The sequence below is a fragment of the Psychrobacter sp. Pi2-51 genome, assembly GCF_904846665.1.
GTDB lineage: Bacteria > Pseudomonadota > Gammaproteobacteria > Pseudomonadales > Moraxellaceae > Psychrobacter > Psychrobacter glaciei.
The window spans coordinates 123,316-145,775 of record NZ_CAJHBP010000003.1; the positions used below are offsets into that span (position 1 = coordinate 123,316).

At 42.7% G+C, this 22,460-nt stretch carries 21 protein-coding genes; 15 read left to right on the plus strand and 6 right to left on the minus strand.

The window, feature by feature from the left end:
• Positions 1-227: 227 nt before the first annotated feature.
• The 6 genes from atpG to JMY08_RS02730 all read left to right on the plus strand — a co-directional run bounded on the left by atpG (position 228) and on the right by JMY08_RS02730 (position 6,821).
• On the plus strand, positions 228-1,109 hold the full coding sequence (gene atpG, locus JMY08_RS02705; protein ID WP_194620933.1) for a F0F1 ATP synthase subunit gamma: 882 nt from the start codon (positions 228-230) through the stop codon (positions 1,107-1,109).
• 38 nt (positions 1,110-1,147) lie between these two features.
• The gene (atpD, locus tag JMY08_RS02710) at positions 1,148-2,581 is read left to right on the plus strand and encodes a F0F1 ATP synthase subunit beta (RefSeq protein WP_010197951.1); all 1,434 of its coding nucleotides are present in this window, start codon (positions 1,148-1,150) and stop codon (positions 2,579-2,581) included.
• 115 nt (positions 2,582-2,696) lie between these two features.
• Entirely contained in the window at positions 2,697-3,113 is a 417-nt protein-coding gene (locus tag JMY08_RS02715; RefSeq protein WP_010197949.1) for a F0F1 ATP synthase subunit epsilon, read from the plus strand.
• Positions 3,114-3,751: 638 nt separating this feature from the next.
• On the plus strand, positions 3,752-4,468 hold the full coding sequence (locus JMY08_RS02720; RefSeq protein WP_010197939.1) for a response regulator: 717 nt from the start codon (positions 3,752-3,754) through the stop codon (positions 4,466-4,468).
• A 331-nt stretch (positions 4,469-4,799) separates the two neighbouring features.
• Positions 4,800-6,488 (plus strand): ATP-binding protein, encoded by a 1,689-nt coding sequence (locus tag JMY08_RS02725; protein ID WP_201590015.1) that lies wholly within the window; start codon positions 4,800-4,802, stop codon positions 6,486-6,488.
• A 153-nt stretch (positions 6,489-6,641) separates the two neighbouring features.
• Positions 6,642-6,821, plus strand: a complete 180-nt coding sequence (locus JMY08_RS02730; protein WP_026037138.1) for a hypothetical protein — start codon at positions 6,642-6,644, stop codon at positions 6,819-6,821.
• A gap of 361 nt (positions 6,822-7,182) precedes the next feature.
• Here JMY08_RS02730 and JMY08_RS02735 read toward each other — a convergent pair whose 3' ends face one another.
• Positions 7,183-8,658 (minus strand): ATP-binding protein, encoded by a 1,476-nt coding sequence (locus JMY08_RS02735; protein WP_201590017.1) that lies wholly within the window; start codon positions 8,656-8,658, stop codon positions 7,183-7,185.
• Positions 8,659-9,150: 492 nt separating this feature from the next.
• Between JMY08_RS02735 and rpsP the strand changes: the two genes are divergently transcribed.
• The 4 genes from rpsP (at position 9,151) to rplS (ending at position 11,584) form a co-directional block, all read left to right on the plus strand.
• A complete protein-coding gene (rpsP, locus tag JMY08_RS02740; protein ID WP_010197931.1) occupies positions 9,151-9,420 on the plus strand; it encodes a 30S ribosomal protein S16 in 270 nt (89 codons plus the stop codon).
• 165 nt (positions 9,421-9,585) lie between these two features.
• The gene (rimM, locus tag JMY08_RS02745) at positions 9,586-10,119 is read left to right on the plus strand and encodes a ribosome maturation factor RimM (RefSeq protein ID WP_010197930.1); all 534 of its coding nucleotides are present in this window, start codon (positions 9,586-9,588) and stop codon (positions 10,117-10,119) included.
• A gap of 77 nt (positions 10,120-10,196) precedes the next feature.
• Complete coding sequence (gene trmD, locus JMY08_RS02750; RefSeq protein WP_201590030.1) at positions 10,197-10,961, plus strand: tRNA (guanosine(37)-N1)-methyltransferase TrmD; 765 nt, start codon at positions 10,197-10,199, stop codon at positions 10,959-10,961.
• A gap of 200 nt (positions 10,962-11,161) precedes the next feature.
• Positions 11,162-11,584 carry a 50S ribosomal protein L19 gene (rplS, locus tag JMY08_RS02755; protein ID WP_010197927.1) on the plus strand — a complete coding sequence of 141 codons (423 nt, stop codon included), beginning with the start codon at positions 11,162-11,164 and terminating at the stop codon, positions 11,582-11,584.
• 209 nt (positions 11,585-11,793) lie between these two features.
• Here the strand turns inward: rplS and JMY08_RS02760 are convergent, their stop codons facing one another.
• Entirely contained in the window at positions 11,794-12,357 is a 564-nt protein-coding gene (locus JMY08_RS02760) for a DUF4442 domain-containing protein (RefSeq protein ID WP_201590033.1), read from the minus strand.
• A gap of 518 nt (positions 12,358-12,875) precedes the next feature.
• Between JMY08_RS02760 and JMY08_RS02765 the strand changes: the two genes are divergently transcribed.
• Both JMY08_RS02765 and uvrC read left to right on the plus strand, forming a co-directional pair.
• Complete coding sequence (locus JMY08_RS02765) at positions 12,876-14,402, plus strand: DUF3360 family protein (RefSeq protein ID WP_201590036.1); 1,527 nt, start codon at positions 12,876-12,878, stop codon at positions 14,400-14,402.
• Positions 14,403-14,555: 153 nt separating this feature from the next.
• Positions 14,556-16,400 carry an excinuclease ABC subunit UvrC gene (gene uvrC, locus JMY08_RS02770; RefSeq protein WP_201590263.1) on the plus strand — a complete coding sequence of 615 codons (1,845 nt, stop codon included), beginning with the start codon at positions 14,556-14,558 and terminating at the stop codon, positions 16,398-16,400.
• Positions 16,401-16,883: 483 nt separating this feature from the next.
• Here uvrC and JMY08_RS02775 read toward each other — a convergent pair whose 3' ends face one another.
• The 3 genes from JMY08_RS02775 to lgt all read right to left on the minus strand — a co-directional run bounded on the left by JMY08_RS02775 (position 16,884) and on the right by lgt (position 19,323).
• A complete protein-coding gene (locus JMY08_RS02775) occupies positions 16,884-17,450 on the minus strand; it encodes a dihydrofolate reductase (RefSeq protein WP_201590039.1) in 567 nt (188 codons plus the stop codon).
• 64 nt (positions 17,451-17,514) lie between these two features.
• Entirely contained in the window at positions 17,515-18,375 is an 861-nt protein-coding gene (locus JMY08_RS02780) for a thymidylate synthase (protein ID WP_201590042.1), read from the minus strand.
• 63 nt (positions 18,376-18,438) lie between these two features.
• Positions 18,439-19,323, minus strand: coding sequence for a prolipoprotein diacylglyceryl transferase (lgt, locus tag JMY08_RS02785; RefSeq protein ID WP_010197913.1), 885 nt, complete (start codon positions 19,321-19,323; stop codon positions 18,439-18,441).
• 309 nt (positions 19,324-19,632) lie between these two features.
• Between lgt and JMY08_RS02790 the strand changes: the two genes are divergently transcribed.
• Positions 19,633-20,466: an NRDE family protein gene (locus JMY08_RS02790; protein ID WP_201590045.1), complete on the plus strand. Its 834-nt coding sequence runs from the start codon at positions 19,633-19,635 to the stop codon at positions 20,464-20,466.
• A 70-nt stretch (positions 20,467-20,536) separates the two neighbouring features.
• Here JMY08_RS02790 and JMY08_RS02795 read toward each other — a convergent pair whose 3' ends face one another.
• Complete coding sequence (locus JMY08_RS02795) at positions 20,537-21,058, minus strand: RNA pyrophosphohydrolase (protein ID WP_194620922.1); 522 nt, start codon at positions 21,056-21,058, stop codon at positions 20,537-20,539.
• A gap of 540 nt (positions 21,059-21,598) precedes the next feature.
• On the opposite strand from JMY08_RS02795, the gene JMY08_RS02800 reads away from it, so the two are divergent.
• Entirely contained in the window at positions 21,599-22,012 is a 414-nt protein-coding gene (locus tag JMY08_RS02800) for an OsmC family protein (RefSeq protein WP_201590048.1), read from the plus strand.
• A gap of 14 nt (positions 22,013-22,026) precedes the next feature.
• Positions 22,027-22,452 carry an MAPEG family protein gene (locus JMY08_RS02805; RefSeq protein ID WP_201590051.1) on the plus strand — a complete coding sequence of 142 codons (426 nt, stop codon included), beginning with the start codon at positions 22,027-22,029 and terminating at the stop codon, positions 22,450-22,452.
• The last annotated feature ends 8 nt before the right edge of the window (positions 22,453-22,460 follow it).

A 22,460-nucleotide genomic window follows, 5' to 3' on the forward strand; every position in this document is an offset into this window, starting at 1 on the left:
TTAACGGGTTAAGCCGAACTGGTTATGGCTGTCGCTGACAGCCTATAAGGTGACGCGTTGTCTGATAAGCTTTTTGCTGAGACAGGCGCGTCACTGCTTTAACCATCATCGGTATTAGATCGCGTGTTGCCACAAGATTTAAAATATTATTTGATCAGTTCAATGTTTTATATTAAAAAATTGTTGCAGGCGCCAATGCTTTTTAACCCTCTTATATTGGAATCATTATGGCAAGCTTAAAAGAGATACGTGCCAAAGTCACCAGTATTAAAAGCACCCAAAAAATTACTCGCGCTATGCAAATGGTAGCAGCAAGTAAGATGCGCCGTGCCCAAGAGCGCATGGAAGTGGGTCGCCCGTATGCTGATAGTATGCGCCGGGTTATTTCACATTTGGTGCATGCCTCATCAGACTACAAACATCCTTATATGGTATCGCGTCCGGTCAACAAGGTCGGCTATATTGTCGTTACCTCTGATCGTGGTCTCGCAGGTGGTTTGAATATTAACCTATTCAAAGCGCTCACCAAAAGCATTCATGAGTATCAAGATCAGTCTGTTCAAGCTGAGTTTGCAGTCATCGGTGCCAAAGGCGTCAGTTTCTTCAAAAATTTCGGCGGAAAAGTCACCTCAGCCGTGACCGACTATGGCGACAAACCAACGTTTGAGCAATTAAATGCACCCGTTCAGGCCATGCTTGAGGATTATAGTAACGGTAATATAGACCGTATCTATGTGGTATATAACAAATTCGTTAATGCCATGACTCAAAAGCCAACCGTCAATCAATTAGTACCTCTACCAGAGGGCTCATTTGGTGACGAAGAGAGCGGTATACAGACAGAACTTAGCTGGGATTATATCTACGAGCCTGACATCAAGACGTTGATTGATGAATTGCTTGGCCGTTATATTGAGTCGATTGTTTATCAAGCGGTAATGGAAAACATTGCCTCTGAGCAGTCGTCACGTATGGTTGCGATGAAAGCGGCAACAGATAATGCTGGTGACCTAATTAACGATTTACAGTTGGTTTATAACAAGCTGCGTCAAGCGGCGATTACCCGAGAAATCTCGGAAATCGTTGGCGGTGCTGCTGCTGTTTCATAATTGACTACACCTATATATAGAAGTTCAAGGAGAACGCAATGAGTAGCGGTCGTATTGTACAGATTATTGGCGCGGTTCTTGACGTTGAGTTCAACCGTAGTGAAGTTCCTCAGATTTATGATGCTTTGCAAGTAGATGGTACCGAAACCACCCTAGAAGTACAGCAACAATTAGGTGATGGCATCGTACGTACTATTGCTATGGGTTCAACTGAAGGCCTAAAGCGTAACCTACCTGTTACTAATACTGGTGCACCTATTTCTGTGCCTGTCGGTATTGGTACCCTAGGTCGCATCATGGATGTTCTTGGTCGTCCTATCGATGAAGAAGGTCCTGTAGAAGCTGACGAAAAATGGTCTATCCACCGTGAAGCGCCAAGCTATGCGGATCAGTCAAACAGTACTGAATTGTTAGAAACAGGCATCAAAGTTATCGATCTACTTTGCCCGTTCGCTAAAGGTGGTAAAGTTGGTCTATTTGGTGGTGCTGGTGTTGGTAAAACCGTCAACATGATGGAATTGATCAACAACATCGCGCTTAAGCATGAAGGCTTGTCAGTATTTGCTGGTGTCGGCGAACGTACTCGTGAAGGTAATGATTTCTATCACGAAATGCAAGAAGCTGGCGTTGTAAACACTGAAGACTTTAGTAAATCTAAAGTTGCCATGGTATATGGTCAGATGAATGAGCCACCGGGTAACCGTTTACGTGTTGCGTTGTCTGGTTTGACTATGGCTGAGTACTTCCGTGATACGAAAGATCCTGCTACTGGCAAAGGTCGTGACGTATTGCTGTTCGTTGATAACATCTATCGTTATACACTAGCCGGTACTGAAGTATCAGCACTGCTTGGCCGTATGCCATCAGCGGTTGGTTATCAGCCAACACTAGCTGAAGAGATGGGTATGCTACAAGAGCGTATTACATCAACTCAGTCAGGTTCAATCACGTCAGTTCAGGCCGTATATGTCCCTGCGGATGATTTGACGGATCCATCACCTGCTACGACGTTTGCTCACTTGGATGCAACGGTTGTACTAAGCCGTGATATCGCATCACAAGGTATCTATCCTGCGGTTGATCCATTAGATTCAACCTCACGTCAGCTAGATCCACAAGTGATCGGTGAAGAACATTACAACGTTGCTCGCGGTGTTCAAGAAATTCTACAGCGCTATAAAGAGCTTAAAGATATCATCGCAATTTTGGGTATGGATGAGTTGTCAGAAGAAGATAAACTAGTCGTTTATCGCGCTCGTAAGATTCAGCGCTTCTTGTCACAGCCATTCCACGTTGCTGAAATCTTTACTGGTGCACCTGGTAAATATGTACCACTACGCGATACCATTGCTAGCTTTAAAGCAATCATCGCTGGTGAATACGATGACTTACCAGAGCAGGCCTTCTATATGGCTGGTGGCATCGATGAAGTAGTTGCCAAAGCAGAAAAAATGAAATCTTCTGCAGCGTAAGTTGCTCAAGCATTGGCTAACGAGTAGATAGGCTATAATACGTTTATCTACTCATCAGTAACGCATTACAGTTTTTACTGTTTTTTGATCGCGTTTTGATAGTAAGGAGTTAAGTATGGCAACGTTACAATGTCGCGTCGTAAGTGCCCGTGAAGAGTTGTATTCAGGCGAAATTAGCATGTTAATAGCGACTGGTACCGAAGGCGAGATTGGTGTATTGCCAGGTCACACACCGCTTATTACTTTGTTAAAACCGGGTGCGATGCGAGTGCAAACACCAAACGGTGAAGAAGAAGTGATTTACGTATCAGGTGGTGTACTAGAAGTACAACCAAAAATGGTCACGGTATTGGCTGATACAGCGATGCGCGCCCATAATCTTGACGAAAGCAAAATTGTTGAAGCACGTAAAAAAGCAGAGCAAATGCTGGTCAATCAATCAGATACGGTACAAACCAACGCTGCCTTGGCATCATTGGCAGAGTCCGTAGGACAGCTACAAGCTATCCGTAAGTACAAAAACCGTGCTTAGTCTTATTATTTGCCGTGTTAAACTTTACGTTTAATCCAGTCTTATATCTCAAAAAACAGTCCATCATGGGCTGTTTTTTTTGCTCATTATTTGGTGTGAATTTAGGTCGTGGTACGATGTATCAAGCTATTCGCTATGAAATATTAAACTATTCACTATAATGCGGGATTTCTGTGTTAGGTTTGAATAAATACACGATATAGTTCGCCCTTTTAATTAATAGATAGCCAATATTAATAATTTTATGCAAAAGTCACTAGCGGCAATCCATATATCTCGCTATATTAGCTGTTGGGCAACAATTACCAAGAATATCAAAAACGTACTAGAGCTATTTTATCTAAGGGTTTGATGGTTCATACCTATTGGCCTCTTAACTGCTTGATAGAGACTGTGTTAGGTTTTTTGGCAGTACAAATCATATAATCTTGGACGCAAACTAAAGTTTTAATAGTCGTAGTTTATAGGTTTTGTTAACGACTATAAGCTATAGTATAGGAAGCTGTATGTTTAATAGTATACTGTCCTACCAAGTTTGTAACAGCTATACGAACATCAATTGTGCCACTCGGTGGCGCTATTAATTTACCGCTCTTACTTTTACTGCTTTTAAATTAGATGTATTAGAGGATATAACAATGACAACAACTGAAGAAGACAACACCCCCCGAATTTTGATTGTTGAGGATGATGAGCGTCTGGCCATGTTGACCCAAGATTACTTGGTGAAAAACGGTTTAGAAGTGGCAATTGAGACTGATGGCAATCGTGCCATTCGCCGCATTGTCAACGAACAACCAGATTTGGTCGTGCTTGATGTCATGCTTCCTGGTAGCGATGGGCTTACAGTCTGCCGTGAAGTACGTCCGCACTACCAGAACCCTATCTTGATGTTGACTGCTCGTACTGAAGATATGGATCAGGTATTGGGTCTTGAGATGGGTGCCGATGATTATGTCGCCAAACCTGCTCAGCCGCGTGTACTGCTTGCCCGTATCCGTGCTTTATTGCGTCGCTCGGAAAATGCACCATCAGAAGATGTGCCACAACGCTTAGAATTTGGCGAATTGGTCATCGATAATGGTGGTCGTTCAGTGAATTTAGGCGATGAGTTGGTCGATTTTACCAGTGCTGAATATGATCTTTTGTGGTTGCTGGCTTCTAATGCTGGTCGTATTCTCTCTCGTGAAGATATTTTTGAGCGTCTACGTGGTATTGAGTATGATGGTCAAGATCGTTCGATTGACGTACGTATCTCGCGTATTCGTCCAAAAATCGGTGATGATCCAGAAAATCCAAAACGTATCAAAACCGTACGTAGTAAAGGTTATTTATTTGTCAAAGAAGGCAACTAATTCATTAACTGAATTAGCCAGTTTTGCTTATGCAAAGATTGATTGTTAGTGTAAGTTAGATAAAAAAACCAGCAATGATGCTGGTTTTTTTGTGGCGAAATCTTAATTTTTGAACTTAAATGTGGTGTTATGTGGTTTAATTAAGCCATTATTATAGATACTGACTAAATAGATGTGATGCGCATAGGTAATCAGATTACTGGCACATAAAATCAAAACATAGCGGTCAGGGTTTATCTCTATTCAACGATGTTCGATATCATTAATATTGCGTCATTTATATGCTAAATGTTATCAGTCGTTATTATTTACTAAGTTGGTCACGGCACGTATGTCATTAGTCTCTTCTTTAAAACATAGTATTTTTGTCCGTATTTATGCTGGACTACTCATTGTCTGTTTGTGTGTGGCATTATTTGCTCAACTATTGATGGATACCATCAATAAAGAGCGCGTACAATCCTACCGTGAAAGCATGGCAACAGGTGCTTTTCATTTGGTCAGCGAAGGAATTGCGCATCAAGACAATGAGATGCAGCGTGAGTACTGGTTGTCTGATGCCAGTAGTTTGTTTGGCGCGACTTTTAGTGTTGTGCCGATTGAAAAAGTCGATTTTAATGCCAGCGAATTGCGACGTTTTGAGAACGGCAATACCGTTGTGCGTTATGTGAGTCAGCCCGTCTACGCAGACGTTTATTATCGTCTACCAGATAGTAAAAGCGTGTTGACCGCTAGAGTTACTCAAGTCACTGAGCAGCAAGTACGCGCCATTGCCGTATTTCTACTAGATGATTTGTCCTATCATATAACGCTGTCGGATAAGCGTGCTCGCTTGGCTGAATTGGAAGAAAAGTTCTCTTTTCCTTTGGCATTTAAAGCCGTCAATACGCTTGAGTTGGACACGGATCAGATGGCGCGTCTGCGCCGCGATGAAGTGGTCATTTTATTGCAAGATACCAATAGCAGTAAAAGTAACTCATCTATCAAAATTATTGTGCCATCTGAAATCAACGATATGGCGATTCTGATTGGGCCGGTTCCTTTGTTCAATTGGTTCCCGCTCAATCTGATTATCAGTATGATTCTAATTAGTATGTTTTTGATCAGTCTGGGTGTCTATGCGCTTATTTTTCCGCTCGAGCGTAAATTACAATTGATCCAAGTCGGTGTTAATGAGGTGAGTCAAGGTAACCTTGATATCCAAGTGCAAGTCATTGGGCAAGACGAAATTGCGCGTCTGTCAGCGACGTTTAATGCCATGACCTCGCATATTAAGCGTTTGATTGAGTCGCAGCGAGAGCTGACGCGCGCGGTATCTCACGAGTTGCGTACGCCAGTGGCTCGTATTCGCTTTGCTGTCGATATGCTAGCAGATACCGATGACGAAGACTCACGTTTTATGCAGCGTGATTATATTGACGAAGATATTGAGTCGCTCAATGGCCTCATTGATGAGATTTTGACCTATGCTAAGCTTGAAGAAGGCTCACCAAAACTCGATCTAGAGCCGGTGAATCTTAAAGAATTGCTCGAACAGATTGAGCGCGAAACCAATGCCTTAGGCAAACCTATAAAAATCGTCGCCAATCTGCCAAATCCTAAAGTAACAGCAGTAGCAGACAGACGATATTTGCACCGTGTCATTCAAAACCTTGCGGGTAATGCTTTACGCTATGCAGAAACGACCATTATTATTAGTGCGGGCATCAAAAAGGGCAATGCTTTTGTCAGCGTAGAGGACGATGGTCAAGGTATTGCAGAGGCTGATCGCGAAAAAGTGTTTATTCCATTTTCACGCTTAGATGACAGCCGTACACGAGCCTCTGGTGGCTATGGTCTAGGACTTTCTATTGTATCGCGTATTGCCTTTTGGTTTAATGGCAGTATGAAGGTAGACGAAAGCCGTGATCTTGGCGGTGCTAGATTTGTGATGACATGGCCTATCAAACCTTTGACGCAAGTGCTGGCTGCTGATCAATTAACCCAAGAAAAAAGCGACCGTGATTTTGAGATTAAATAATGCAAGCAGCTACTTTATGTCTGTAAAATTATGAGTATTTGACCAGCAAAAAATAGACTAAGCGCTCAATATATGGTGAACTAAGCTGAGATGCTTTGGTAGCAAACCTGTAATAACAGGTTTTATAAGTTGTAAAATAGAGGAGGGCAGAGGATGCCGTATTTATTTGGTGGTTTGGTACTACTGAATGCGTTGACACTGGGTTATTATTTATTTCTACAGCAGCCAACCACGACTCAAACGCTCAAAGCCGCGCAGGATGAAATTACTCAGCCCCTAGCGTTCACTAATAGTGCTGAGTATATTCCACCGATTATCGGCGTACGGGAATAATTTTTGTTGCCTAAATATTGAGACAGTTAGGGCGTGTTGAACATTGAAAAATAGGCACTGCTGATCGCTAAAACTGCTCCAGACAAGGCGTAAAACGACGGTAATGCTAGAGCCTTAACTAGGTTTACAACGCAGTATGGAGCAGTTTTAACATCAGCTCTAATACCAACAAAGGGAGACAGGACTATTTTTTGCCACTTCATTGTTAAAAACAGACGCTTAGAATGACTAAACTTACTATTTTTAACGTCGAACTGTCTAAAAAATAGTATCTGTCAGTGCCATGGTCGAATGTTCAACACGCCCTAAGTTATCACACCAACTTTTAAAGACGATTATGAAATCGTCTTTTGTCAGTTTTTTATAGGTCTTTATTAAAGGTAGTATCTGCCCTCGACGTTTTATCTGTATTAGCTGCTAATGTTTGCTCTCCTGCTACCTTGGACAGTAAAGGGATACGCACACACACTTGTAGTCCGCCTTCAGGGTGATTGATTGCCTCAACCGTACCATGATGTAACCGTGCAATACGGTCAACAATCGCCAGACCCAGTCCACTACCTTGCGTGGTACGTGCTGTCTCACCGCGTTCGAAAGGCTGCATGATGCGATCTAATTGATCTTCTGCTACGCCATCACCACAGTCCCTTACACATATCATCAGCTGCTCTTGAGCTTCTTTATTGACTTCATTTTCAGAAACCACGTCGCTGTCTTCTACTTCAGTTGTTTCTATGAACGTTGGTACGACAGTCGCTGAAAGATAAATAGGCGGTTTGCCATACCGATTGGCATTGTTGACCAGATTAATGACCAAGCGCTTAATCGAGAGAGGTCGCACTGGTACTACTTTGTCACATTCCGATTGATAAATAAATTTCATTGGCGCAAATTGCACCATGATTTCATTAAATATGGTGTCTAAATTGGTCAGGCGCACTGGTTCATCCGAGCCATCTTTCATAAATGAGATGAACTGTTCTAAAATCGCATCCATATCCTCAATATCATAAATCAAACCCTCGCGAAAAAAATCATCCGGTAGCATCTCTGCGGTCAAGCGCATACGAGTCAAAGGCGTGCGCAAATCGTGCGAGATACCGGCGAGCATAATCGTGCGCTCTTTCTGTGCTTGGTTGAGTGTGGTAAATAGACGATTGAACGCCATATTTACTTGACGAATTTCAGTAGGGCCGTTGCGTGTCGGCAAGGTAGTAGCGTGACCAAGGCGAATATAATTGGTCGCCGCACGCTGTAAATAACGCAGTGGACGATTCAATTGCCGTGCTAATAAAATAATGGTCAGCAGCGATAATATAGGTAATCCAATGAGGAATAGTACTAACAATCCTGGGCTATATTGAGAATAATAAACCACGGGTTCACGAATCCAAAAACTGGTGTCACGGCTGTCTTGTACCCAAAGCTGCGGCGTTGGTTTGAATTTAAAATAGACCTCAACCGGTCGACCCAACTGTGCCCCGATTTCGTACTGCAATACATCGGTAAAAACTCCCACAAACGCTTTATCTGCTACTTGTGGGAAGTCACTAGGATTGTCGACCACCACCACGTGCGAATGTTGATATATCCACTGCCGTACCTTAGGGTTATCCTGCCAGTCTCTATTGACGCTATTCATCAAACGTAGCTCGCTGGTCAGATAACGCGCATGATTTTTCAGCTCTGGCAAATACAGACTGCGCCAAAAAAACACAATCGATAAGCCGACACTGATAAGGACAATAAAGGACACCATCAACGTGGTCAACCAACTGTTCGAATAGGAGCGTGGCAGCCAACCTTTGCGAGGTGGTTTGGGGTTTGGGATGATCATATGAGTCCAAGGCGTAGATAAATAATAGGGTGATAAAATAAAGTCGTGTTTCACAAACTTCAATATTTTTTTATCGTTAAGCAATCAAGCACGTTGCCGACATTGGGTATTAAGGTCTATTGTAGACTGTTTTTATTAGACCATTATAGAGGCCGGTAGGGTAGCACAATCAAGTAACTACGCTGATGGCTCAAATTTGCATAATTATATTTAGCCATTTTAAGACCTCTAAATGTATCAAGGTGCTAATTGATGACATGCTCTAAATAGAATATAGAAAAGTCACCTAACAGTGTTTTAGCGATTTAATAGAATTAAGCGCACAAGAACGGGGCTGCATAATCGTTGACGATTCATAATTTTAATTTACATATAGGTGCATTTAAGCTATTGTTAATAAATAATTAAATAAGCACAGTTTATGTTTTCAATAAAATAAGACTGTGCTATAATTATGCCCTTTTTGGTATACCTGCGAAAGAGAGAATTCACATGGTTGTTATTCGTTTAGCACGGGGCGGTGCCAAGAAACGCCCATTTTATCAAGTAGTTGTTGCTGATCAACGCCGCGCGCGTGACGGTCGCTATATTGAAAACATCGGCTTTTTTAACCCACTCGCTAAAGAGTCTGAAGAAGCAGTACGCCTAAACATGGAAGCGTACAACGCGTGGATCGCAAAAGGTGCACAACCTTCAGATCGCGTTGCTTCATTAGCAAAAGCTTACAACAAGTCTGTAGCTCAAACTGAAGCAACTGCTTAAGTTTAGGTTATTACTGAGACGTTTATAGTCTGACTATGATCTCACTCAGTAGACTTTAGAATACATAGCGTAACTGGTCTCACCAGGGTGCGCCATTAACTGTTTATCGCTTTTGACACAATTGTTTTTTCAATTGCTGTTTTAATCATTGTTAGGTTAGCTGCTATGTCATCTGTTCCAAACGCTAGTGCCCTTATGAAAATTGGTCAGCTCAAAAAGCCTTACGGCATCAAAGGTTGGCTTTGGGTATTCAGTGAGACGGATGATCGCACAGCGATATTCGATATGAAGCCGTGGTGGATGAAAACTGCCACTGGCATGAAACCTTTGACTGTAAAGGCATGGCGTGAGCAAGGAACAGGAATTGTGGCTCAGTTTGAGCAGGTTCCTGATCGTAATGTTGCTGAGACCATGAACGGTGTTACCGTTTGGGTCGAGCAAAACATTCTGCCTGAAACAGCTGAAGACGAATATTATTGGTCGGATTTGGTCAGTCTGCGCGTGATGAACGAGCAGGGTGAATATTTAGGCAATATCACTGAAATGTTTGAAACTGGCGCCCACGCTATCATGCGTGTAACGGCAAATTCAGACAGTTTAGATAAGGAAGAACGCCTGATTCCATGGCACAAGCAAACTGTTGTAGAGGTCAATATAGCCGAAAAAACAGTGCTGGTTACATGGCAAAGTGATTACTAATATAATATCTGGCTTTTTAGCCAAGTGTTATTGGTAGTCATACCGATTGTTTTAGCCACAATGCAAGTAGACATCAGATGTATTTTGCCGTCATTAGTATTTTTCCTGAGATGTTTGCGACGATTCGTGATTTTGGTATCACGGGGCGAGCAGTCACTCAAGAGCAAGTGACGATTGAATGCATTAATCCACGTGATTATACCACTGATAACTATCGCCGTATTGATGAGCGCCCTTATGGTGGCGGTCCTGGGATGGTGATGATGGCTGAGCCATTGTCAAAAGCTATCGAGGATGCGCGCCTGCGAGCGAGTCAACATGGCTGCCGTGTCGACAGTGAGCATTGTCCGGTGATTTATATGTCGCCACAAGGACAAACGCTCAGCGAAAGTAGTGTGGTCAGTATGACTGAGTACGATGGCATGATTATATTATGTGGTCGTTACGAAGGTATTGATGAGCGCTTACTGGCGCAATATGTCGATATGGAAGTATCGCTGGGTGATTATGTGTTGACTGGTGGCGAGCTGCCAGCAATGGTGATGATGGATAGTGTGATACGTCGTTTGCCAGATATCATGGGTGACGACAAGTCAGCTGAGCAAGACTCGTTCGTCGATGGCTTGCTTGATTGTCCACATTATACGAAACCGCATGATTTTGCGGGTATGGCTGTTCCTGAAGTATTACTATCAGGTCACCATGCCAATATCGCTAAGTGGCGCTTTAGTCAGCAAGTCAGTCGCACGCAAGCGCGTCGTCCAGACTTATGGCAAGCGTTCACACCGACGGTAGCGCAAGCGAAGTGGTTAAAAGCATTGGCAAAAGCAGATAAAAAATAGATTGTTGAAATCTGTTTTTTTTCACATTTGATAAACGGTTAAGAAATAGAATTTTGAGCATTAATAAAACGAGTCATCGCATAGTGGCCGTTGGTTATAACCCATTTACGTTGTGTCTCACTATAAAGAGATGCGATTAATTATTACAAACAGGTGATATGCGTTAAGCCTCTATTATCTAATGTGAGGAGATAACTCTCATGAGCAACAAGCATCCATTGGTTCAGGTCATCGAAAACGCTCAATTGCTTGAGCGCCCAAACTTTGCACCCGGCGATACCGTTGTGGTTCAAGTAAAAGTACGTGAAGGTGAGCGTGAGCGTTTACAGGCTTTTGAAGGCGTTGTAATTGCTAAGCGTAACCGCGGTCTAAACTCAGCATTTACCGTTCGTAAAATCTCAAGCGGTATCGGTGTTGAGCGTGCATTCCAACTGCATTCACCAATCATTGAAAGCATCGAAGTGAAACGCCGTGGTGCGGTTCGTCGTGCGAAACTATACTACTTACGTGAACGCTCTGGTAAATCAGCCCGTATCCGCGAAAAACTTGGTGCTCGTCCAGTTGCTAAGAAAAAAACTAGCGCTGGCGTACCTGATGCAGTTGATACTGCACCTGGTATTTAAGCACAAGTTTGCCATGCCTATTTAGCCGTATGATTATATGGTCGATGATAGGTAAGGCGAGAGTAGATACAAGCCCTTATTCATAGGTTTATTTATAAATAAGCGGGCCATACCAAAAAAGACGGAACCCCAATCTATGCGAAAGCTAGGTTGGGGTTTTTGTATGTGTGGTTTTAAATTTGAATTGAAAATGACATGTTCAGTACGCTTTAACCTTCATCATCAAAATTATCTATACTACTACTTTGGTCTTTAGATTTGCTGTACTTACGCAGTCGGATGTAGATAGTTTTGGTGACAGTGGCGATCAGTTTTTGCTGATCATCAAAGATATCGGCCTGATATTCACGAAAGACCGCATCACCATCTTTGGCCAGTTCTTGAATAGTGATGATTTCAGCACTGGGGATTTTCATCCGAGTGATCACTTTACTGTTACCTGGCGCGACAAAGTCGATATGTGAGCTTTTGTCCCACACCACGTAGCTACTGCCCAATTGATGCATGAGCATAATCATATAAAATGGATCAACCATCGAATATAAACTACCACCAAACTGAGTGCCGACGATATTTTTGTTCAAAGCATTAAGTCCCATACTGACGACGCACAGACCTTGATCTAGATTGATATGATCGATTTTGATACCTGCACCGACATAAGGTGCATAGGTATTGATGCGTAGCTTAAGTAAATGTGGTGTCAGTAATGGCATGATGCTTTGTTTAGCCCGACGTTTTAATGTCTCAAAATTGGATGGTAGTAAACGCATGAACTTATCCTGTTATTGCTTCTGAGTTTTTCTATTTGTTTTAATACAGCTGATTATTTGAAAGATATTTGTATTGAGCATAATCATTAGGGGGTATTTATCATAAGTAAAAAACACCAAGACCGCTAGCCTTAAAGCGTAACTGACATGGATTTTCTATGGTTACTTTAAAGTTACCATAAACTATTTAGTGTAATTATCTTTAGTATTTATTTATGTGATAACTAATGTCCAAATATAGATGATTGTTAAGAAAAAAGTCATTTACATTAATTTAAAGCCTATATTGGATGTGTTTTTTCCTCAGGGTTTCCTATTAAGTTCAATATCGTGCTAAATAGAAACTTTAATTTATATATTATAATGAGATATACAGTATCTTTAAATGGTTCTAAGTTCGCATTTCAAGTTCTCATGTCATACAATGGCTTGCAATTTTTAATGAACGCTTTAGTCACATAAATTTTCACTATTAAATTATCAGTTAACCAAAGCCTCAGTCGACACAAGGAAATGTGATGAGTAACACTCAGATCCCTTCTCCAGGGTCTAATCAACAGCCGTCAAACCCGTCAGATTACGACACAGAGTCATCAGGTAGCTATGTCGATTTGCACAAGCCAAGTTCAAGCTTTGATAGTCGTGATGATTATCTGAATCATGAATTGCAAATCATGCAGCCCAAACGCTGGCGTGCCAACCTACCGTTTCGTGATTATCGCTTTGAATATGAAGACACTATTCCTGCAATGGCCGCGACGATTGGCAAAGTGGTTATGGTAGGTGCGATTGCTGCCACATTTGCAGGTCCACTTGGTTTGGGCGATGCGTTTGTTTTAGAAAACGTTCGTTATGAGCTATTGATCGTTTCATTTTTTATTATCTTATTTTCAGGCTTTCTGCTGCCTACAGCCAACCTCGCAGGTACTCACGGTCCCCTTATTCCACTTATTCCTATTGTTGTAGCTGCTGGTGGCCACCCAATGGCGTTTGGTCTGCTCATTGGTGCTTTTGGCTTGCTATTGGCAATCAGTAAAGGGGGAAGTTTGCTGGCAAACTTGACCAGTAAAGGGGTGTGCGGTGGCCTCTTGATTTACTTAGGGTTTATCGGGACCACCTCACAGGTCAAAAACCTCTTTGCATGGTCAGAGAGTATCGGCATGTCGCATATTGCCTTTTTTATTATTTTGGCAACTATCCTGTTATATGCATTACTTGAGCACTGGCAAAAACGCTGGCTCGCTGTACCGCTAAGCTGTGTCTTAGGTGGTGGTCTTGCTTTTGCATTGGGCGCACCCTTTGAGTTCAAAACTGCACCAGGCTTGCCGAATATGAACCCGATGTATTGGTGGGGTGAAAATACTGGTTGGATGCTAGGATTACCGACAGTTGAGAGCTTTATTATTGTACTGCCATTTGCTATTTTGGCAGTTGCTATGTGGTCACCAGATTTTTTAGGCCATCAGGTCTTTCAAAAAATCAGCTATCCTAAACGTACTGAAAAGGTACTCATGGATATCGATGACACCATGACCAGTGCCTCATTTCGTCAGGTCGTCGGCTCTGTATTGGGCGGTGCTAACTTTGCATCATCGTGGGGCACCTATATTGTCCCAGCAGCGATTGCCAAACGTCCGATTCCTGCCGGTGCCTTATTGACGGCATTGTTCTGTATTATCGCAGGGGTTTGGGGCTATCCAATGGATTTGGCTATCTGGCAGCCAGTGATGTGTGTGGCATTGATCGTTGGGGTGTTTATCCCACTGCTTGAAGCTGGTATGGAAATGACTCGCGAAGGAAAAACCACGCAATCTGCTGCGATTGTGGTGTTTGCCTCTGCATTGGTAAATCCTGCATTTGGTTGGTCACTCACGTTATTACTTGATAACTTGGGCTTGATTGGTTCTAAAGAACGTAGCGCCAATTTGACTAAAATGAGCCGCTGGATCATACCGGGTATTATGTTTGTGGTACTGACAGGCGTAATGGCTATCGTTGGTATGTTGCCAGGCATCCCAGCATTGATGGCTAACTTCCGTCATTAGTAGTATGTTGCTGAATAAACGATAATAGAACAAACTAAGTCAGCGAAAGCTGGCTTTTTTATGGGTGATACTATGATAATAATTGGCTTGTAAAACAATGACTCCCGCCCCATAACTAGCAGTATTATAAGACTTTTAAGAGCAATGAATTCTATGGTTAATGTCTCAGAATCGAGTCCTATCGATGATAAAAAAGCCCGTCTTAAGCATTTAATTCAGCGCCTACCAAATTTGCCAGGCGTGTATAAAATGCTGGGGAAAAACGGTGATATCTTATACGTTGGCAAGGCTAAATCACTGAAAAGCCGCGTAAACAGCTACTTTGCAAAGACGATCGATCATCCAAAGACACGAGCATTAGTGGCGCGAATTCATAATATTGAGACCATCATCACACGTAGTGAGACAGAAGCACTATTGCTCGAGCAAAATCTGATTAAAGAATATCGTCCACCTTATAACGTGCTACTGCGTGATGATAAATCTTATCTTTATGTGTTTATTTCAGCAGATAAGCCCTATCCAAGATTGGCTTATGGTCGTGGTAAAGGTAATCATCAAAAAGGTCGCTTTTTCGGTCCTTTTCCTTCCGCGCATGCGGCAAAAGAGACACTGGTGCTGATGCAAAAAATGTTTCAAATGCGTCAATGTACCAATACTTTCTTCAAGCAACGTAAGCGCCCATGTCTTGAGTATCAAATTAAACGCTGCCGTGCGCCTTGCGTGGGTCTGGTATCAGCAGAAGAGTATGCAGAGGACGTCAACAATACGATTCGCTTTTTAAAAGGCGACTCTAGTGATATTCACACCACGCTGATTGAAAAAATGGAAGAATCAGCTGAAGAATTAGATTTTGAAAAAGCGGTCTTTTATCGGGATCAGCTCTCTATGCTGCGTGAAGTGCAAGCCAAGCAAGCTGTCTATACCGTACAAGGTGAGGCCGATGTGATTGCCATTGCCAGTCAGGCAGGCATGACGTGTGTCAACGTACTGACTGTCCGTGGCGGGCGCGTACTGGGTGGTAAGAACTATTTTCCTGATGTCGACAGCAGCGAATCGCTCGCGGATAATTTATCTGCTTTTATTACTTCTTTCTATTTTCAAGTAACCGATGACTTGCCAGCAGAAATTATGCTAACTCATGAGCTACCTGATCAGGTGGCGGTGAGCGAAGCTTTAGCCACGCACTTTGGTAGCAAAGTCGTCATCAAAACTAACGTACGTGAACATCGTGCAGAGTGGCTGGATTTGGCAAAACTGAACACTAATAACGCGCTAAAAACCAAGCTGGGCGATTATTTAGAATTGCATGCACGCTTTGGTGCATTGAAAGATGTATTGGCCGATGTCACTGAGCGCACCATTGATCGGATTGAGTGTTTTGATATCTCACATACGATGGGTGAAGCGACCATTGGTAGTTGTGTGGTATTCGACCAAGGTGGCTCGCGTCGACGTGATTATCGTCAGTATGCTATCCATGACATCGTAGGCGGTGATGACTATGCGGCAATGAAGCAAGTGCTGACACGGCGTTATAAGAAGCAGCCGTTGCCTGACTTGTTGCTTATTGATGGTGGTAAAGGTCAGCTTGGTATTGCCAAAGAAGTATTAACTGAGTTGGGTATTCTGGGTGACACTTTGCTCATTAGCGTGGCAAAAGGGGAAGGGCGCAAGGCTGGGCTTGAAGTATTGCACTTTATTGACCACGAGCCGCTAGATCTACCGATGGATAGTAAAGCACTGCATTTATTGATGCATATTCGCGATGAGGCGCATCGTTTTGCAATCACTGCTCACCGTAAAAAACGCGATAAGCGTCGTTCATCGTCAGTACTAGAAGTCATACCGGGGCTGGGTGAAAAGCGCCGTCGTGACCTGCTCAATCACTTTGGTGGTATGCAGCAATTGCTTGGTGCGTCTCAGCAAGAGCTGTCTGGAGTGCAAGGTATTGGTCCGGTATTAGCGAAAACCGTTTATAAGGTTTTGCATGAGTAGCTGTATATATTAAAAAAACGACAACAGAACCAAATCTGTTGTCGTTTTAACGTTAGTAATGTTTAGCAGATTGAAATATTTAATCGCTAAAAATTAAAACTTAACTGCTGGTTTGGATAGCTACGACAGTGTTCGCAAACGCGCTCCCAACGATTAAATCGATAGCGTAAATACCAACGAACATGCACAGCTTTAGGATAACCGCATTGAATAGCCATTAGTGACCTCTATAATTATGATTAGGAATTCATAACCATGGAGACCAGACATAGACACTTATTAGCATTTGCTATAAAATATATGAACCCTGCAAGGTAAATAAACTTTATTAGTATGCTAATAGCGGAGTCTAGCTCCACAGTTATCTTATCTAAAAGTTTTTTAAGCTCAGCAATTAATTTTGCTGGGCTTTTTTAATTTTCCATATTTGGTTCCTCCTTTTAAATTATATCTTATTAAAGTTGAATAGAAGACCAACCAACGTTAGGCTTTTACTTTATAAGTCACAAATTTGAAATCTAACGTACTCTTTTCATCGTGCATCTGCTCAGACTGTTCTGCCACTTCAAATTCACTTGGCAATTCAGGATAAAAAGCCTCACCATCAGCAATTTCGGTATCTACATGGGTCAGCTCAATACGATCGGTATACATCATCGCCTCTTTAAACACGCGTTCACCGCCAATCACCCAAATCGTATCCAAATGTGCGCCATGCGCCAGACTGGCTGCTTGTGTGAGAGCATCATCTAGGTTATGCGTGACATAAGCATTGGTCTTACCGACAAGGCCTTTTTGTTCAGCATAATCCATCTGAGTACTGATGATAAAGCTTACTCGATTTGGCAAAGGCTTGCTGCCCATTGATTCAAAGGTCTTGCGCCCCATGATGACGATACCTTTAATAGCACCATCACTATCTTTGGTTGTCATCTTTTTGAAATGCTGCAAGTCCGCTGAGATGTGCCACGGCAGCGCATTGTCTTTACCGATACAGCGATTACTACTGATAGCAGCGATTTGGGCGACTTCGGTGTGGGCATAACTCATAACGTATCCTTTTTATTATCTTTTACAATGCTAATCTTATTTGAATCAGTCAATCAGACAGATGCTATACCGCAACTTTTGCTTTGATAGCAGGATGCGACTCATAACCTTCAACACTAATATCGTCATAATTAAAGGCAAAAATATCATTAACCTCAGGGTTAAGCGTCAACGTTGGCAGTGTATATAGCGAACGCGTCAACTGTAACTCAACCTGCTCACGGTGGTTTTGATAAATATGGCAGTCACCACCTGTCCAGATGAATTCACCCACTTCTAGACCACAAATTTGCGCGACCATATGGGTAAGCAGGGCATAGCTGGCAATGTTAAACGGCACACCTAGGAATAAATCTGCTGAGCGCTGATAGAGCTGGCATGACAGTTTATTGTCCGCGACGAAGAATTGAAATATGGTATGACAAGGCGGTAAGGCGACTTGATCTGCTTCGCCAGGGTTCCAACCAGACACGATCAAGCGGCGTGAATTAGGATTGGTTTTTATTTGCTCGATAACCTGGGTGATTTGATCGACACCATCAGCATGGTAATTGCCGTCTTCATCTTTGGTAGCGCCATAATTGCGCCATTGATGGCCATAAACAGGGCCCAAATCGCCAGCAGGACGATTAAAACGAGCCGTCTGCTCTGCAGTAGCCCATTCATTCCAAATGCGTACGCCATTGGCTTGCAGGTAATCGACGTGAGTACTACCACTTAAAAACCAAAATAGCTCATAAGCGATGGATTTAAAATGGACTTTTTTGGTGGTCAATAGCGGAAACCCTGACGCCAAGTCAAAACGTAGCTGTGCGCCAAAGTGACTGAGCGTACCAGTGCCAGTACGATCGCCTTTTTCAGTGCCTGTGGTCAAAACGTGTTTGAGCAAGTCTAAATAGCCCTGCTCGTTATTGTTATTGATCATAAAAATACTCTTTTGCATTATTAAAATGCATTGTCAAAACCGATACTCGACTAAAAATACTGCTTAATAAGCAGCTTGCTTACCCCAGTCATAGATGCCGCGTTTGTAGGCATAAATTAACAAGACAAAGCCAATGATTATCATCGGTGCGCTTAGTATTTGCCCTTTGGTCATCCAGCCTAATAGGATGAATCCTTGGTCGATGTCTGGCTGACGAAAGAATTCAATAATGAAACGGCTAAAGCCATAACCCAACATGAAAATACCGGTCGCTGCCATACGAGGGCGGGGTTTCGATGAATACCACCATAAGAATAAGAACAGCAATAGACCTTCAGCAAGCGCTTCATATAGCTGTGAAGGATGACGAGGTAATAGATACTGACCATTGACTTCGGTCATTAGCTCTTGCAGCTCAGGATTGGTCTGTAACTGCTGCATATCGAAAGAAGCGGCTTGCGGGAAGTACGTCAACCAATTATAGCCGCCATCAGAGACACGCCCCCACAGCTCACCATTGATGTAGTTACCAATGCGGCCAAACAATAGGCCCGTCGGTACGCATGGCACGACAAAATCTAGTACTTGGAATGGTGTCTTTTTATACTTACGAGCAAAATATAGCATACCAAGCATGACGCCGATCAAGCCGCCATGGAATGACATACCGCCTTCCCAGACTTTGAAGAGATATGCTGGGTTTTGTAGCAATTCACCAAACTGATAGAACAAGACATAGCCGACACGGCCACCCAAAATCACACCGAGTGCACCAAAAAATACTAAGTCAGAGACCATATCAGTGGTCCAATTATCGCGTTTGCTGCTGCGATACCATGCCAGACCGAAAGCGGCGGCAAATGCCAGTAAATACATCAGCCCATACCAATGGACTTCGACGGGTCCAATTGCTAATGCTACAGGATCGTACTGAGGATGAATCATCATAAGGGCATCATAATATTGATAATAAAGTGCTGACTATAATAGCAAAATTCGTCCCTTGCGAATACTATGATGAGTGAATGGATGATTGAATGAATAGCAAAGCGATAAAAAAACCGATAAGATGAAAAAATCGCATTAATTTCTGAGGAATCATCATGCATCTATATTTATCAACGCCACCGTTTTTGAGTGACAAAAATCAGAAATAACGGCTGATGAGACCTGATTAGCAAATAAAACCTTAAACGACGTCTTTTACCTTTGCTAACAAGTACTTGTACAACAGAAAATTATTATAAAAGGAATGCTATGTGTATCGTCGCCATTGCTTGGCAGTTATTTGATGAGTTGCCATTGGTATTATTGTCTAATCGTGATGAGTTTTTGCAGCGTCCAACTGAGCCACTACATCAATGGTCTGATCAGCCTATTTATGCTGGCCGTGATAAGCAAAGCGGTGGTACATGGCTAGGCATTCATCAGCAAGAAACACATGCACAAAATCCAGAATATCATGAGCAGAATGGACGTTGGGCTGCGGTATTGAACTTTCGTGATGGTGTGCAGGCAAGCAGTAATGAGCGCTCACGTGGTGCGCTCGTGACAGAGTTTTTAACAGGAGATTTAAGCCCGATGGATTTTGCCCGAAGTATTAATCTGCAAGATTATGCTGGGTTCAATCTTATTATTGGTGATACGGCACAAGCCGTCATCGTTAATAATCGCGGTCATGCACCCACGCCATTACATGCAGGACTTCATGTCATCTCTAATGGTCAGCCAGAGGACAGTTGGTTTAAAACCGAGCGTCTACGTGGCAGGCTGCGGCAAGAAGTGCTACCCTTGATTGCTGAGGACAGCTCGCCTAAGTACTGGCAAGAGGCTGCTTTTAATGTATTGTCAGATAATACGAAAGCACCGGTGGACCAACTACCAGAGACGGGTATGAGCACTGAGATTGAGCAGACCTTGTCGTCTGTTTATATTGAACCAGTTGCTTTTGGCAATGCTGAAACCAGCAAACCCACTTACGGAACACGGACTCAAAGTATTTTAACCTTACGCCAAAATAGGGCATCAGACAAACAAATCCTTGCTGAACTTATCAGCCATAAATGCAATCATCCTGCAAATCCCAAATAAAAATGCCCACATTAATATCTACGTTTTTTAGATATCAATGTGAGCATGTGTTTTGTATTAAACTATCTATTTACTCCATTAACAAGTGATTGTCTTGCTCAGGAATAATAAGCTCTTGTCTAAGTGGTAGTTCGCGTGCCAGTTCTTGCAAGGCGCGACGATATACTCCGCGTTTAAAGTGAATCACTTGTCCGAGTGGATACCAGTAGCTGACCCATTGCCAATGGTCAAATTCCGGTTTTCCCTCATCAAAGCGGATGTGTTGAGTATTTGGCTCATCTAAGCGCAGCAAAAACCACTTTTGTTTTTGCCCAATACATAAAGGGTGCTGTCCGTGACGGACATAGCGTTTTGGCAGACGATAGCGCAACCAGTCTTGCGTGACTGCCAATAAGTCCACATGACGCGGATGTAAACCGACCTCTTCCCAGAGTTCGCGATACATCGCATCCATCGGCGTCTCTCCACGGTCGATGCCGCCCTGCGGAAATTGCCAAGCGTTGTGACCAATGCGTTTTGCCCACAGAACTTGCCCTTGTGTATTTGCCAAGATGATACCGACATTGGCGCGAAAGCCGTCTGCATCTATCATGACTAAACCTTTTAATATGTCTAAAAATAGCTTATTCCCACATAACACCGTGACAGCAATCATAATTATTATAGGGTGACTGTTATCGATATCAGGCAAAAATAAGATTCATTACCGTTATTAAACCAAGAAACAAGCAAAATGTGTAACAGTATTTTGCTATAAAATGTTTCACGAGTTTAATCCTTTAAAATCAGTTAGTTAGAAATGGATTTTTGTAAGCTTATTTTAGGCATTATGAAGACAAACTTAGGTCACAGTAAAAAAACTGTGTTCAGTATGAGGCTGAAAGTCTGGCTAGCGAAAGTGCACCCTCGAAAACAGACTCACCGAGCGCTCATGGCGATAATCTCACAAAAATAATCTAGGGCATGTTCTCACTTTGAATTCATTTAGATCATTATCGATCGAATGTAGGGCGTATCCTAAGACAATGGCTGTATAAAATCTCGCTTTGGCTTATGCTACACTAGCCAAGCGGCATATCTTTCAAACAATAAAAAATAGGCAATACGTCAATTAAAATAAGGAATATCTACAATGTCAGAGTCAAAAGCAAGCGTCACATGGCAAGAGAACAAAGCCTTTATGGGCGTGTCACCATCAGGACATAATGTACAAATAGATGCTGATAAAGAAAAAGGTTCAAGCCCGATGGAGCTGATCTTACTAGGGCTGGGTGGCTGTGCGAGCTACGATGTGGTAGCGATTTTACAAAAGTCACGCCAAGAGGTGACAGACGTGCGTTGTGATTTGACCGCGCAGCGTGCCGAAACTGTACCAGCAGTATATACCGATATCCACATGCACTTTGTTGTGACAGGGCAAGATATCAAAGACAAACAGGTTGAGAAGGCCATTCATTTATCAGCAGAAAAATACTGCTCCGCCAGTAGAATGTTGGTACAAGGTGGGGTGAATATTACCCACGATTTTGAAGTGATTGCAGGGTAGGGGCAAATAGAATAATGAATGTATTTTTTGGGTTAATCCCTGATACAGCAGCGTCAGCGATCTGGGCGATGGTGGTAGCAAGCTTATTGCCATGGGTGGTATCAATAGTTGCAAAAGCATCTGGCGGCTTTAAGTTCAGAAATAATGCGCATCCACGTGATTTTTTTCAGCATGCGACAGGGGTTGCAGCACGAGCTAATGCTGCACAGCAGAACAGCTATGAGACTTTGCCTATATTTTTGGCCGCAGTAATAACAGCGATGCTATTTTTTGTACCGCAATCGATTATCAATGTATTGGCTTGGCTATATGTGTTGATTCGTATCGGTTTTTGCGTGGCTTATATTACTAATTTGGCGATGTTTCGTTCTATCCTTTGGGCGTTATCGATGGCTTGTTCTTTGATGCTATTCTATCTAGCTATTCGAGTGAGTGTTTAGCGTTATTT